The sequence below is a fragment of the Paraburkholderia phenazinium genome (assembly GCF_900142845.1).
Taxonomy (GTDB): Bacteria; Pseudomonadota; Gammaproteobacteria; order Burkholderiales; family Burkholderiaceae; genus Paraburkholderia; species Paraburkholderia phenazinium_A.
The window spans coordinates 2,946,342-2,960,818 of sequence record NZ_FSRU01000001.1; the positions used below are offsets into that span (position 1 = coordinate 2,946,342).

A 14,477-nucleotide genomic window follows, 5' to 3' on the forward strand; every position below is an offset into this window, starting at 1 on the left:
TTTCGACATAGGTGTTGCAAATCATTGGCAACCTATCCGGGGCAATTGCCCGTCTCCTAAGCGGCCTCGTCGGAGATAACACGTTTGATTAGCACCAGACAACAGACAGGTTAGGATATCAACCCGGCGAGGAGGCGCAATACGCTCGTTGTCCCATTCAAATAAGTGTTTCGGGTAAAGAGAATGCAACCGACCTACATTTCTGTTGGAAAGCTGTTTGGGGACCAAGTTCGCCACACGGTGCCGCTGTTTCAGCGGCCGTACGTCTGGGTTAGGGAGGATCAGTGGGAGCCATTATGGGAAGACATTGCCGGTCTGCTGGACCGCATCGAGCGCCGTGTCGACGGGCAGTCGGTCGCCGGCCATTTTCTCGGCACGGTAGTCCTCGAGCAAACACCGAACGCTACCGGCAGTCTGCCGCGTCGAGAAGTCATCGACGGGCAGCAACGCTTGACCACGCTGCAGCTTATGTTGAAAGCAGCCGAGCATGCGTTGTCGCACGCGCTCGACTCAGCCGATGAATCGCAGCGCCGGCCGATTGATGTCGCCCATCGACAGATTGCGCCGCTGACGATAAATCCAGGTTGGTCTACCGAAGATGAACAGTATAAGGTCTGGCCGACCAATGAAGATCGTGCACCGTTCACGTCAGTCATGGATTCCAAGGCGACCGACACGTGGGCGAAGCCCACAAACCGAATGGCCGAAGCTTACGCCTATTTCCGCGATATGTTTCAGACGTACCTGTCGGGCGCGGACGTCGGCCAGCGTGCACAACGTTTCGCAGCCGCTCTCAAGGACCACCTGCGTCTCATCGTTCTAGATCTCGATACGGAAGACGAGCCACAAGCCATCTTCGAGACGCTGAACGCGCACGGGACGCCACTGCTGCCGGCGGATCTGATCAAGAACTGGCTGCTGTGGGAAGCCAATCGCCAGCAAGTGAACATCGCGCCGCTCTACGACGCGTATTGGAAGCAGTTCGATCGCGACCACGGTTATTGGCGCGCGCGCGTCGGTGTTGGCCATGCGGCGCGCGCACGTATTGACACCTTCCTACAGAACTGGCTGTCGAAAGAAACACTCGAGCAGGTCTCGCCGAAGCATCTCTACGATCGCTTCCTACGATACATGGCGGTTTTGAAGAAACGATCGCTTGGTGAATTAATTGATGTTGCGCAGCTGATGTCGGCTGTCAAAGCGGATGCGCTTCGATACCAGCGAATCGCTAACGCCACTGGCACTACACGTTTCGATGCATTTCTGCGGCGCTTGGCGGTGCTGGATGTGACTGTATTCCAGCCGCTGCTGCTCTTTATCATGGGCCGACCGAACATCACGATCGCCGATCTCGACGACGTGGCGGTCGTGTTGGAGAGCTACTTCGTGCGCCGCATGGTCTGCGGCATGCAAACGCGTGGGGCTGGATCAATGGCACTGGCGTTGGTGAGGGTTGTTGCTCAGATTCCCGAAGGAATGGGCATCGCCGCGTCTTTGGAGAGCTATCTGCTGGCCGCGGCAGGGGCTGACCAATGGCCTAACGACAGCGTGTTCCAACTGGACTGGAGAACCCGGCGCTTTTATGGCGGGTTGAAGCGCGAACGCGTCAATATGATTCTGCAGGCTATCGAGGAGGCCTACCAGAAGTCGACGTCCAGCAAGGCCGAACCGCTATTGACATTCGATTTTTCCCAGCTCGAGATTGAACACATCATGCCGCAAAAATGGCGGGAACATTGGCCACTGGGCGACGGTCAAATTGCAGACGGTCGCGATATTGTTGTGCATGGAATCGGGAACTTGACGCTGGTGAGCAAGAAACTGAATCCGAACCTATCGAACGCTCCGTGGATATCGGAGAACGGTGGCAAGTCGAAGCGCGAAGGATTGGAAGAGCACAGCAAGCTCGAGCTAAATCGTTGGCTGCTTAAGCACAACGGGATATGGGACGAGACATCGATAGCAACCCGGGCCGATGAGCTGTTCAAACAGGCAATGATATTGTGGCCGATTCCGAGCAAATCTGCTCCCGATACAAGTACATCGGATACAGGTACCACACCGCCAATTGAAAGCAGCACGCGCAGCGCACCGATCATGACGAACACCGACCTGGCCACTGCGGTAAGTCGCGCCTCTAGTTCCGCGGGCGTGTCCGCGGCCGATTCCATCTCTAACTTCTACGTGACGTTGCAACCGACTTATTTCAACATGGGATTCTTCAACGTCACCGTCAAGGCGTCAGATCTGTTTCCGGCGGCCGGTGGCAGTATAAAAATCGTCTGCGGTTCCGAGAAACTGGTTGTCGACGGGCGCTTCGATCGGTCGACCAATACCAACGGTGCGCCGCGCGTGTTTGGCTATGCCCCGTTGAAAAATTGGTTTCAACAAAACCTAGCGCCGATGGAAGAATTTGTAGTCGAGATGATCGGCCCTTCCACGATAAGCGTGAACAAGTCTCAGCCCGGCGCCTCGACCTCTTCTCTTCGATGAACGACTGCTTTCGGCAAGAGCGACTGTCTCTTTGGGGTCGAGTACGGAAGTTCAGCGTCGGACCGGGTTCGGCCAGAAGCGGTCAGACGACAACCCGGCACGGATCGCTGACAATCGGATCGCAGTACCATCCGCTCGATAACGGCCGCCAGTAGATGATCTGGACGGCCGAACCGTCGGCCCATGCCGCCAGGAAGCGGAGTCCGAGTGTCCGATACAATCTCGTACTCCCATCGGTCCCTGACAGTGAGCCCAAATGGCAAATCGCCGAATAACTGAGTTGGTACAGGAGGCGCTCGCGATTCGTGCAAGAGCTTACGGCCTGGACAGTGATTCGACTTGGGCGGGGGTAAAAAAGCGAATGCACGAACTTAAAGGCCTCGCAGCGACAGTCGACAGCAACGAAGTTCGTCGGCACGTGATTGTTGCGTCGATTGCAACGCTTCAAACGTTCGTTCGCTTTTCAATCTCCGAACTCGTCAATTCCGAAGCGCAATATCGCGTACGTGCGGCGGAAAGGATTCCGGAGAAATATTCGGTGAAGGACGCGCTCACGCTGTTGGACGATCAGACCATCAGCTTTGGCGAGCTAGTGGCGCATATCGCTTCGTACAATTCGGTTACGGATGTAGTGTCTTGGCTCGGTGCGATCCTCGGACTTGATCTTAAAAGTGCGCTATCTAACGCCCGTAGTCATTACATGCTGCGCAGAGGTTCGAAGGGGGCACCTCTTCTGATTGCCGATGTCGATCAGTTGTTAGGTGACGTAGAAAACGCCTTCCGGCTCCGGCACATATTGGCCCACGAAATGGCCTACGGACTTTCTATCGAAACCGAAGAGTGCCGACGCTTGGTAGGAGCGGTGGACCGATTTATCGCCGCTCTCAACGCAGTTATCTGGAACACCGCTTACACGGAAGTGCCATTGGTTCCGGAGGAATACCGCGAGCGAGCAAGCGAAACGCGATGCGCTGCTAGGAGCGAACTCGCCAAGAGCCTATTCCGAGCAAGGGAGGTGGCGCGAATACTGGGATTTTCATCATGGCTCCGCAACAGTCACCTCCACTGGGTGCGGTTCGGACGAGCGTGGGCGGGAGGAGGACTGCAAGACCAGCTTGTGGGACCCATACCAGAATTTCTTCGATTTGGAGAAACAGACATGATCCTTCGACGATCTGCGCAGGTAGCAGAATGGGTCACCTTTTGGGGAGACCCACTTACGCTTCAGGATCGTTGGCGCAAATAGCGTCACAGAACTGGGGCGCGCTCGGCGACGGTGCGTTCGCGCGACAAGCCAATGTACTGAGAGATGCGTGTCGGGGTTAGATGTCCGCTATGTAGATACGGGTCCGACTGCTCAGGGTCGCGTGCCGACCATCGCCGTCGGGCAGTGACCGGCCTGTAGCCGCCCATCGTGAACGTCTTCTTTCGGGTATGCTGGGATCCCTACGATTTCAAGTCTTGCAGGGGCGATCGTCATCGGCCTGGTGGGTGCGATACGAATCATCGAAATCGCCTGCAACGTGTCGATTCGACAGCCCTTCGTTCGTCGTGGTTTTGAAGCACCATTCAACTCAGGAGAACGACGATGCGATTCATCATCACAGCCCAGGCAAGTGCAGACAATGTGAAGCCGGATGCCGGCGGCGGTTTGGACGAGGCCCTTCTCACGGCATACATGAGATTCAACGAAGAGATGTACAAGGCCGGTGTCCTGGTGGCTTCCGAAGGCTTGAACCCAGCAGCGCCCGGAGCGCGAATTGCGGTTAGCAAGGGGAAACGCTACATCGTTGATGGCCCATTTGCCGAGTCCAAGGAACTGGTCGGTGGCTTTTACATCGTCGAAGTTGGATCGCTCGAGGAAGCGATTTCCTGGGCATTGCGCGCGCCATCCGGTCTCGGCTCGGACGATGTACTGGAGGTGCGCCAACTCACCGGAGCGGGCGACGTCCCGCCCGACGTCCTCGACATCATCCGGGCAGCGGCACCGACCTGGAGCGAGTCGGTTTGGCAGGCGCGGAAGTGAAGGCCACAGACGGAACCGCCGAGTTGCCGCCCAGCCGCGTGCTCGAGTCGACGACCGCCGGCTTCAGGTCGGTGGCGTTACGTTCGGCCTGACCGATTTCAGGCTGGACTCGACCACAAAGGGACATCCACACATGCAAGTAGAATCGTCAACAATCGGCCCAGGCGATTTGATGGCCGTTCCTCTTTCGTGAGACACAGCGATGAAGGTAACGATTGCCTATATCGAGGAACCACCGTTCGGTTGGACGGAAGCGAACCGTACCGTTACCGGCGCTGACATCGAGTTGGCCGAAGCGGTTCTTCGGGAGATTGGCGCCACCCGGATCGAGCATCGTCTGACGATATTCAGCGAACTGCTCCCAGGCGTCGAAGCCGGCCGGTGGGACATGAACGTTCCGCTGTTCGTGACACCCGAACGCGCCGCCCGGGTGGCGTTCAGCGTGCCCGTCTGGGCGATCGGGGACGGCTTCCTGGTTCGGGCGGGCAATCCAAAGTCGCTCAAGAGCTATGCGTCACTTGCTGAACGCCAGGATGCGCGCCTTGGCATCATTGCCGGCCAGGTTCAGCACGACTCGGCAAGGGAATCGGGAGTAACCGAGAACCAAATAGTCATCTTCGAACATCAGAACGACGCTATCGCGGCAGTACGTTCGGGCGCGATCGACGCGTACGCAAGCACTGCGCTGGGAAATCGCATGCTTGCGGATCGGATCGGTGGCTCTGTCCTCGAGGCCGTGGAGCACGAGAGGGGAACGAGTGAGAAGCAACAACATCTCCCTCTCGGAGCGTTCTCGTTTAGTAGACGAAATAGCGAATTGCTTAATGCGGTAAACGAGCGCCTGCGTTCATATCTGGGCTCATCAGACCATCGCGCTCGTATGGCGAGATTCGGCCTGACTCACAACGAGATCGAACCTGCTCTCCCACGTCGAGCATGAGACGGCCTTCGGCCGACGGGATACAAATTCTCCGGATCGACAAAGGAAGTTCGCGTCGAGGTTACGTAAACGATTGACGGACGCTGACTAAACTTCCGGGTTCGGCCACGAAGAGACGGTCAAACGCGACGCGTAGGTCGTCAACAATTCACCGTTGCAGTGTTGGTGTGCCACCCATGTGGCAAACTTAGCAGCCCAGCATCTAAAGCGGAGTGATATGCGAGTCGTCGTACTCGGTGGTTACGGTAATTTTGGTGCGCGGATCTGCCGTGGGCTTGCAGAAGATGCGGCGATAGAGCTCGTGGTTGCCGGGCGGGACGAGGCGCAAGCTGCTGCCTTTGCGAGGACACTCGGGAGAAACGTATCGGCAATGTCACTCGACGCATGCGCTTTGGATTTTTCTAAACGTCTAGGCGTGCTCAAACCCGATTTGGTAATCCACACAGCAGGGCCGTTTCAGGGACAAGGTTACGATGCCGCTCGAGCGATCGCAGAGTGCGGAGCACACTACATCGATCTCGCAGACGGCCGGCGGTTTGTGTGTGACTTCTCCGAAGCACTGGACGCGTCGTTCAAGGCCGCCAAGCGCACAGCCTTCAGCGGTGTGAGCACGCTACCCACCCTGTCGGCGGCGGTCGTCGATGATTTGCGTCATCGTTTCGCCGAACTATCTTCGATTGAGATTTGCATCGCACCGGGGCAGCAGGCTCCGCGCGGCAAGGCGACTTTGGCAGCGGTGTTGTCATACTGTGGCGAGACCGTTCAAGTATGGCAAGGTGGCCGCTGGACATCACAAACGGGGTGGTCGAACCCAATACGAATTTCGTTTGCGAAACTGAAGTCGCGCCTCGGAGCCTTATGCGACGTTCCAGACCTCGAGCTATTCCCGCAACGGTATCCGGGCGTGACCAACGTCATTTTCCATGCCGCGCTTGAAGTTGAGCTAACGCAGCGTGTTTTCGCCTTGATCGCATGGGCAAGGCGTCGACGATTAATTTCGCGTGCAAGTCTGCTGGCCCCTGTGCTATACCGCACGGGGACGTGGCTTGATCGTTTCGGCTCAGGGCTCGGCGGCATGGTAATTCGGCTCGATGGGCTTTCCTCGCAAAGGCAGCCTCTTCATCTTGAGTGGCACCTTACCGTAGACAATAACCACGGGCCGGAAATCCCTTGCATGGCGGCGATCTTGTTGGCACGAAGGTTGGCACATGGCGACACGTTCGCGTCTGGTGCGCAGACTAGCGCGGGCTCGCTACTCCTGCGGGAGTTTGAGCCGGAATTCGCACGGTGGGGCATCCAGACTGAGGTGATCGAACGCGTTGGTTGATGATTGCGCGCGGTATCGCAAAGGGCAGCCATGTCGAAACTGGGATGGCGGCCTAGGGTCGCCCCGAAGCAATCGTCGCCGGCCCGCGTTCGACCAGTTCAGGTGGCATGTATTCCTGAAGATGGTTCCGGGTGGCTTGGCCTTCGTTTCCCACGAGTTTGCAGAAAACGTGGTTTCAGTGACGCCCATCTGCTATAGCCGAGCAGTTTCCCGAGATCGTTCTTGATCCCATCGCAGACTACATTGTCCAGACCATCAATGCCGGCACCTAAGCACTCAGCGAGATGAACAGAAGAAAGAGACTGACTTTTTGGGGCGCTGACGAAAACGACGACAGTCTTCCGCGCGCTGTCATGGAGGGTCGAAAGACCGTCACCGCCGACACAGTCGCGGACTACCACACGCCGTACGGCGAATACGGCGACGGTGGCTATGTGCCTGGTGACATCATCGAGGTTTACGATTTGAAGCAGCGGCTTCGCTGCATCATCAAGGCGACCAAGGTGTATACGATCGAATTCGGAGACATCCCGGAGGAAGTCTGGCGCGGCGAAACGTTTTCCAGTGCGGAGGAGTTCCGCGAATGCCATATTCGGTGCATGCCGCACCTTGAACTGCATGATCACTTCGAACTGGTGACGCTGCACTTTGAATTGATTGAGATCATCGCGCGCGACGTAGTGGACTGACGCTAAACGCGCGTCGCGATGAAGTTACTCGGCAGGCCCGCTTTTCCAGAGCGTCCTCGCGAACCTCAACAGCTCACGATTTCGTTCACTGAGCTAAAACAGGTTAGAACAGGTACTTCGCACGGAGGTAATAGAACCCACCGTCCATACCGATAGCAGACGTCGTGGGGTCGAAATCGGCCCCTGCGTATTGAGCTGCCGCAGGCAGTTTGTTCGGATACTCATTGAACAGGTTCTTCGCGCCCACCGCCACCTCAAAGCGCTTTGTCACGTCGTAACGTGCTTCGACATCCGTGGTGTATTCCACCTTGTTGGTGAACGGTATGAATACGGTGACCGAACCGGCATTCGGTCCGGTACGGTACGACTCCTCCGCCGAGGTGGTGCCGAAGCGCGTCTCGTGCAGAGATACGCCCCATTTGCCATAGTTCCACACTCCCCCAGCAACGATGTTGCTCTTCGGTGTCCCACTGGTCAGATAGGCAATCTGCTGAGCATTGAGCAGCGGCTGGCCATTCGTTCCGGGAGCCAGATGCGTCAACGTCGTGTTGTTGAAGTTGACGCCGAGGTCCCAATCGATCGTGCCATATTGTCCAATGTACGTATGGTACGTCGCCGCCAGATCGATGCCGTCGGTGCGCGTGTTCGCACCGTTGGTGAAATAACTGGCTGAGATCGCCGAGGCCGGAATGCCCAGCGGGGTCGAGAATCCCGCCAGGCCAATCGCGTTGATTGCAGCCTCGCCGGCCTGCGAGCCGCCTTCGACGATACGGTTGCGGATATCGATCTCATAGGCGTCGAGCGTGACGTTGATATCGTGCGTCGGCGTCAACACAAGACCCAGGTTGTAGCTTGTCGATTCCTCCGGCTTCAGCGGCTGCGCACCGAGCGCTCTAGCGGCCGCTGAATTCGCCGCAAGCAATGCGAACGCCGAGGTCGGCGTCGGACTAATCGTTGTGTAATATTGTTCGGCCAGCGTCGGCGCACGGAACCCCGTGCCGACACTCCCGCGCAACGCGATCCATGGAGTGAAGTCGTAGCGGGTCGAGATCTTGCCGTTCGTGGTGTCGCCCACGTCGCTATAGTGCTCGAATCGTCCCGCGAGATCGAGCTGCCACTTTTGGGTTAGCCTGGTCGCCAGATCGATATAGGTGCCGAGCACGTCACGCGTATTGTCGCTCGCGCTCGCCGGTGTCAGACCGACCAGTGCCGGCGTCCCTCCGTATAGATACGCATCCGGCTCGCCTGCGCCGACCGAATAGCCCTCGGTGCGCTGTTCGAAGCCGAACGACACGGTCACAGGCGCCGGCAAGCCAGGCAAACTGAACGGGCGCGTGAAATCAAGGTTATTGGTCCACTCGGTGTTCTCCTGATTGCCGATATAGAACTGCGTCGGCGTGTGACCCGTCGCGTCGTACAAGCCGATGTTCTCCGACGTCACCTGACTAAAGCCAGCGTAATCGCCGCCGTATGTCGTGCTCAGATCCCACTTCCAGCCCAACAGATCGTCCCCTTTCACGCCGACCGTCACCGAGAAGTCGTTTTCGTTAATGAGGTCCTGCGGAATGAAGCCGTTTGGATAAACCGCAGGAAGAACAACGGAGCCCCGGATCGACTGATAACTGGCCGCATCCCGATGGGCATAGGTGCCGAACCCGTAGAGCTCCACACTGTCGCTCACGTAATAGCCGGCGTTGAATCCGACAACCTCACGCGTGCTTGACGGATCGCCAAAGTAAGCATTGCTTACCGAGCCGGCGAGCGCCCCGGTGTGAGCGTACTGCCCCGTCCGGTCCGTATGATTCTCCCGAGACACCTCTGCGCTCAAATCCAGAAACCCGCCTACTCCCAGCGCAAGCCCGTAATGGGCGGACTCGTCCTGACGGAGGCCATCTCCCTGATAGGTCTGCCCCGTCGACGTTTCGATTGAACCACCCTTGGTGTCCGACTTGAGAATGATGTTGATCACCCCCGCGATGGCATCGGAGCCGTACTGCGCGGCCGCACCGTCACGCAGAATTTCCACGTGGTCGACGGCACTCACCGGGATCAGATCGATGTCGACGCCGGTGGAACCTTGCTGCGGCCCCGGGTTAAGCGCAATCGTCGCAGTCGAATGCCGGCGCTTACCGTTGACGAGCACCAGCACCTGGTCAGGTGTCAGGCCATGGAGTGTCAGCACATCGACCAAGGCGGCTTGCGCTCCACCCATGGCCTGACGCTGGATCGACGGCGACAGTGAAACCAGCGCATCGCGCAGGTCGGTCTGGCCAGTGCTCTGCAACTGGGCAGCCGTAATCACATCCACCGGCGTCAGGCTCTTTGTGGCCTTGGTCGCCGTACGGGTCCCCGTAATCACCAGTTGATCTTGAACCTGCACGCCATTCGTCCCACCTTGCTGCGGCACGGCGCCGGCCGGTTGCGCCGCAGGTGGCACGGCCGCACTCTGCGCGAAGGCGGCGCCGGTGCATGCGAACGCGGCCACCGCCGCCGAAATCGCCTTGCACCGAGCCCCTACTCTGGCCTTGCTACCCAGCATTGCTGAACGTCTGTCACGCATGGTCAGTCTCTACAAGTCAGAAATGCAATCGGCTCAATGCGGGCCGCGCACAGGTTCAATCCCCGGTCTTTTCGCGTATCGGGTAATTGAACAAAAATCCCGTTCCACTCGATCAGGAATCCTTATATCCTGGCGGATTGGTCTCCGAGTGCGAGATTGCCTCGGCTTCAAGCCCCCACCGGGCGAGCGCCGCCTGATATTGCCCTCCCGCGATCAAGCCATTGGTCGCCTCGGTCAGAGCATCAGCGAGTCCAGCGCCCTTGCGCGATGCAATCGCTACGTCGGCCCTGAGCGGCCAACCCGCATTGACGGTTCCGACGAGACGAATCTTTCCTTGCGTCGCCGCCGCATAGGCGAGCGGTGCGTGGGGATTGAAAATCGCATCGGCGCGATTGGACAACAATGCGAGCGAGGCCGTGTCCAGATCGTCGAAATACTGGAGCGAGGTTTCCTTGAGTCCCTGCGCTACGTTCTGCTTGTTCCATTCCAGCAGGATGCGCTCCTGGATCGTTCCCGAACCCGTGATGACGCGAAGACCGGCGATATCCTTCGGCTCGCGAATTGACTGGATTGCGCTGGCCACCGGTACATAGAAGGCATGCAAACCGAGCCGATAGGTCGTGAAATCGAATTTCTGCTTGCGCTGCTCCGTCACGCCCACATTCGAGATCACCGCGTCGTACTTGCTGGAAGCGAGCCCCAACGGCCAATCCGGCCATGCGACAGGCACGAATACCAGTTTCAGGCCAAGCGCGTCAGCCACGAGCAGAGCGTAGTCCGGATCCGAACCGACAATCGAGCGCGCGTCGGTGGCATAGCTTGCAATCGGCGCTGCGAATGGCGCAACGGCAACCGTCAGCACGCCAGCCTCGACAAAACGGTATCCATTGCTCAAGCGTTGCACTGCCGCGGGATTCTTCCGGGCTCTCACCCGTCCGCGCTGTTCCGGGCTGAAGTCGAATGAGTGGGTATCGGCTAGCGCCCGTTGCACCGGCCAGAGAGTCGATGCGGCAGCAAGCGCCGCAAGATTCGAGAGGAATTTTCTGCGTCGTGTCATAAGTTGGGCTCTTTGGATGGCAATGCATGCCAGGTGCGCTGACGCTCGGAATCAAAACAGGTAATGCGCGCACGTAACAGACGCCACCGTTCGGGCAGATCTGCGAGGCGTAGACAATCAATCAATAGTGCTTAGCATATTAAGACCACGCAATCCGGCTAGATCCATCATGAAACATGGGCTGCCGGAATAGTGCAGGAGCATCACTCTGGAGCAAACCAAGTATTTGGCAGATCGTTATACAGACCTAATTCAATACCTAAGCCCGCACGCATCCCAATGGCCACGTCCAATCAAGCGTCGCCGCTACTGCCATTAAATGAACAATATTTGATCCGCCACACCTCATCCGGCACCGGTTCGGCGAGATGGAACAGACAGTCAACTGATTGGCCAGCGATTGCATTGCACAGCGCAATACGTTGGGTTTAGGCACGACGGGCTTGACCGTTCTGCGCGCTGAATCCGTGGGACGGTCTCGCTTACCTGTCTTTCAGCTTTCAACCATCAAAACAAAGGGTTGGTAAGGAAGTTTGTCAACGAATCAAAACTTATTAACTTGTATCTAAAAAATTTTGATCCGCTAATCCGGGCCTGCTATGTTCCTTTCCGCTATTGGCTTCTACGACATGGGTCCGGGGCGCAGTTCGCGCACATCGTGCCATTACACGCGAGGGGAACGTAAACATGAAAAAACGAGCACTGGCGGTCGCCGCCAGACACCTGATCTGGACACATGTTGCGCTAGGTGCAACGCTGGCAGGACCGGTATTCGCACAGACCGCACCGGCCACCGGCAGCGGGACCAACCCGGCTGCCGGTGCCGCGGCAGCGCCTGCGGCCGCTTCCGGCTCGTCGGCCATCACCACCACCACCGACGAACACGGCACACAAGCGAAACTCAAGACGTTTGAAGTCACCGGCTCGCTGATCCGTCAGACGGACAAGACCGGCTTCAACGCGGTGCAGACCGTCACTCAGAAAGACATCACGCAGAGCGGCGAGACGACGGTCGCGGGTTACCTGCAATCGCTCTCGGCAAACTCGGCCAGCAGTTGGGGAGAAACCACACCGTTCAATCTCGCGCCGGGCGGCGCGGGTATCGCCCTGCGCGGCCTCAGCGAAAAGTACACGCTGGTGCTGATCGACGGGCAGCGGGCGGCGCCCTACGCGTTCGGATCGAACGGCACGGATACCTTCTTCGACATCGACACGATTCCGACCAACATGGTCGACCGCATCGAAGTGGTCAAGTCAGGCGGCGTGTCGCAGTACGGTTCGGACGCCATCGCCGGTGTCGTCAACATCATCACCAAGCACGATTACCAGGGTCTGCAACTGGACGGCAGCCTGGGCGGCGCAGCGCAAGGCGTGGATGGAACGGTCAAGTTCAATGTGCTGGGCGGTTTCGGCAACCTGGCCTCCGACGGCTATAACGTCACCGCGGCAGCAAGCTTCTATCGCGCGAGCGGCTTGACGCTCGGCGATCGCTCGACGACGGATGCGCTCGACTATTCGGCGCTGGGCGGCCCCAATGTCTCGCCGCTTTCGTATCTGGCGTCGCCGACCGGGGTGTTGCAGGCGCCCAAGAACTGCTTTGGCTCGGTCGGCTCGCCGAACCCTGCGAGCGAATTCGCCGGCGGCTCGACGGGCACGGTCTGCCAACCGCCCAACGCGGCTTCCGCGTATAGCCTGGCGCCGCAGGTCGATCGCTCGAACCTCAAGGTTCACGCGGACTTCAAGATCAACGATACGACCCAGGCATGGGTGGACGCGTGGGAAAGCTACGACACCACGCAACTCAGCAAGGGGTACGCCTATCTGGGCACGGCTGCGCCGGGTGTGACCGCGCCGACCGTCTATTCGCCTTCGGCGGGCTATGGCCTGTTCAACAACCAGACGAGCGACGGTTATACGGTCAACTACGCCTTCCCGAACCAGGTGGTGCAGAACACAGACTCGAACTTCTATCGCGTGTCGACCGGTGTGAAGGGCGAGATCGATACCAGCTCGATCGGTAACTGGAACTGGGAGGCTTCGGCGGGTCACTCGCAGAGCACGGTGACGAACACCGTCAGCAATCAGCTCAACGCAAACGTGCTGGGCACTTACCTGAGCGGCGTGACCGCCTCGACGTTCGACGGCAACACCCTGCAAAATCTGCCCGGCCTTTACGGCACGACCTCGCAGCTCGCGATTTCCAAGCTCGAAACGGTGGATGCGTCGATCTCGACGCCGAACCTGTTTCATTTGCCGACGGGTGACGTGGGCGCGGGCTTCGGTACGCAGTTCCAGCACCAGTCCGAATACGTCGGGCCGGGTTCTTACAATTACCTGAACCCGTATCTGCAGTCGGTGGATGGCGAGCGCAACATTGCCGCCGTGTTCTATCAGTTCGATATCCCGCTGCTGGATAACCTGAAGTTCAGCCAGTCCGGCCGCTACGACCACTATAGCGACGTGGGCGGCGCCTTCTCGCCCCGCTTCGCATTGCGTTACCAGCCTATCCAGGCGCTGACGGCTTATGCGAGCTACGACCGCGGTTTCCGCGCGCCGACGCTGATCGAGGCAGACCAGAAGGTCAATGCGGTGTTCCAGAGCGTCACGGTAAACGGTTCCAACTACAACGTGCCGGAGTTCATCACCGGCAACCCGAACCTGGCGCCGGAACGCACGAAGAACTACAACCTTGGCTTCGAACTGTCGCCGACGCGCAACACGGACGTGGGCCTGGATTGGTATCGAATCTCGGTTTCGAACGTGATCGGCACGCCGAACCCGACTAGCGAGGTGGCGGCGGACATCGCTCAAACGGGATCTGCGCCGGCCTTCATCACCGAGCAATTCGAGAACCTTGGCACGATGCGCACGGACGGATTCGAGGCGACCTTCCGCCAGGCGCTGCCGACGCAACTGGGCACGTTCACGCTGGCAGCCGATTGGGCGTGGGTGTGGCACTTCGATCTGGCCAATGGCCCGGGTCAACCGAGCGTGAACCTGGCCGGCAACAACCTTGGCATCGATACGGTGTTCGGTGCATCGTTCCCGCGCTGGAAGGGCAACACGAGCGTGAACTGGGTTTCGACAAACCGCAACTGGAACGCGACGCTCACGTGGCAATACACGGGGCCGTATGCGCAAGCGGCCGGAAGCCCTGGCTCAGTCGGTTCGTACAGCCAGTTCAATCTGTTTGCGTCTTACTCGGGCATCAAGCATTGGACGCTGTATGCCGGTATCAACAACATCTTCAACCACAAGCCGCCGTATGACGCGCTGTGGCCGTATGTTGACGGCAGCTTCTACGACTCGTCGCTTTACAGCGATCTCGGTGTCTACGCGCAGATCGGGGCAACGTATAAGTTTTGACGGATCGCTGGCCGGTTGA

The 14,477-nt window shown here is 58.6% G+C and carries 9 protein-coding genes; 7 read left to right on the plus strand and 2 right to left on the minus strand.

The window, feature by feature from the left end; all coding sequences use genetic code 11:
- The first annotated feature begins 183 nt into the window (after positions 1 to 183).
- The 6 genes from BUS12_RS12855 (at position 184) to BUS12_RS12880 (ending at position 7,475) form a co-directional block, all read left to right on the plus strand.
- Positions 184 to 2,493: a DUF262 domain-containing protein gene (locus BUS12_RS12855; RefSeq protein ID WP_074296046.1), complete on the plus strand. Its 2,310-nt coding sequence runs from the start codon at positions 184 to 186 to the stop codon at positions 2,491 to 2,493.
- A 256-nt stretch (positions 2,494 to 2,749) separates the two neighbouring features.
- Positions 2,750 to 3,739, plus strand: coding sequence for a hypothetical protein (locus BUS12_RS12860; RefSeq protein WP_074296047.1), 990 nt, complete (start codon positions 2,750 to 2,752; stop codon positions 3,737 to 3,739).
- 342 nt (positions 3,740 to 4,081) lie between these two features.
- Entirely contained in the window at positions 4,082 to 4,519 is a 438-nt protein-coding gene (locus BUS12_RS12865; protein WP_074296048.1) for a YciI family protein, read from the plus strand.
- A gap of 202 nt (positions 4,520 to 4,721) precedes the next feature.
- On the plus strand, positions 4,722 to 5,459 hold the full coding sequence (locus BUS12_RS12870; RefSeq protein WP_074296049.1) for a transporter substrate-binding domain-containing protein: 738 nt from the start codon (positions 4,722 to 4,724) through the stop codon (positions 5,457 to 5,459).
- 217 nt (positions 5,460 to 5,676) lie between these two features.
- Entirely contained in the window at positions 5,677 to 6,786 is a 1,110-nt protein-coding gene (locus tag BUS12_RS12875; protein WP_074296050.1) for a saccharopine dehydrogenase family protein, read from the plus strand.
- 284 nt (positions 6,787 to 7,070) lie between these two features.
- On the plus strand, positions 7,071 to 7,475 hold the full coding sequence (locus BUS12_RS12880; protein ID WP_253190061.1) for an ASCH domain-containing protein: 405 nt from the start codon (positions 7,071 to 7,073) through the stop codon (positions 7,473 to 7,475).
- Positions 7,476 to 7,578: 103 nt separating this feature from the next.
- Here BUS12_RS12880 and BUS12_RS12885 read toward each other — a convergent pair whose 3' ends face one another.
- Entirely contained in the window at positions 7,579 to 10,035 is a 2,457-nt protein-coding gene (locus BUS12_RS12885; RefSeq protein ID WP_083640363.1) for a TonB-dependent receptor plug domain-containing protein, read from the minus strand.
- A 112-nt stretch (positions 10,036 to 10,147) separates the two neighbouring features.
- Positions 10,148 to 11,092: an ABC transporter substrate-binding protein gene (locus tag BUS12_RS12890; RefSeq protein WP_074296053.1), complete on the minus strand. Its 945-nt coding sequence runs from the start codon at positions 11,090 to 11,092 to the stop codon at positions 10,148 to 10,150.
- A gap of 687 nt (positions 11,093 to 11,779) precedes the next feature.
- Between BUS12_RS12890 and BUS12_RS12895 the strand changes: the two genes are divergently transcribed.
- Entirely contained in the window at positions 11,780 to 14,458 is a 2,679-nt protein-coding gene (locus tag BUS12_RS12895) for a TonB-dependent receptor (RefSeq protein ID WP_074296054.1), read from the plus strand.
- Positions 14,459 to 14,477: the final 19 nt, after the last annotated feature.

Bases quoted from the DNA above. Each gene is read 5' to 3' on its own strand.
- BUS12_RS12865 (WP_074296048.1), top strand. From the start codon at position 4,082: ATGCGATTCATCATCACAGCCCAGGCAAGTGCAGACAATGTGAAGCCG.
- BUS12_RS12880 (WP_253190061.1), top strand. From the start codon at position 7,071: ATGAACAGAAGAAAGAGACTGACTTTTTGGGGCGCTGACGAAAACGAC.
- BUS12_RS12885 (WP_083640363.1), bottom strand. From the start codon at position 10,035: ATGCGTGACAGACGTTCAGCAATGCTGGGTAGCAAGGCCAGAGTAGGG.
- BUS12_RS12890 (WP_074296053.1), bottom strand. From the start codon at position 11,092: ATGACACGACGCAGAAAATTCCTCTCGAATCTTGCGGCGCTTGCTGCC.
- BUS12_RS12875 (WP_074296050.1), top strand. From the start codon at position 5,677: ATGCGAGTCGTCGTACTCGGTGGTTACGGTAATTTTGGTGCGCGGATC.
- BUS12_RS12860 (WP_074296047.1), top strand. From the start codon at position 2,750: ATGGCAAATCGCCGAATAACTGAGTTGGTACAGGAGGCGCTCGCGATT.
- BUS12_RS12855 (WP_074296046.1), top strand. From the start codon at position 184: ATGCAACCGACCTACATTTCTGTTGGAAAGCTGTTTGGGGACCAAGTT.
- BUS12_RS12895 (WP_074296054.1), top strand. From the start codon at position 11,780: ATGAAAAAACGAGCACTGGCGGTCGCCGCCAGACACCTGATCTGGACA.
- BUS12_RS12870 (WP_074296049.1), top strand. From the start codon at position 4,722: ATGAAGGTAACGATTGCCTATATCGAGGAACCACCGTTCGGTTGGACG.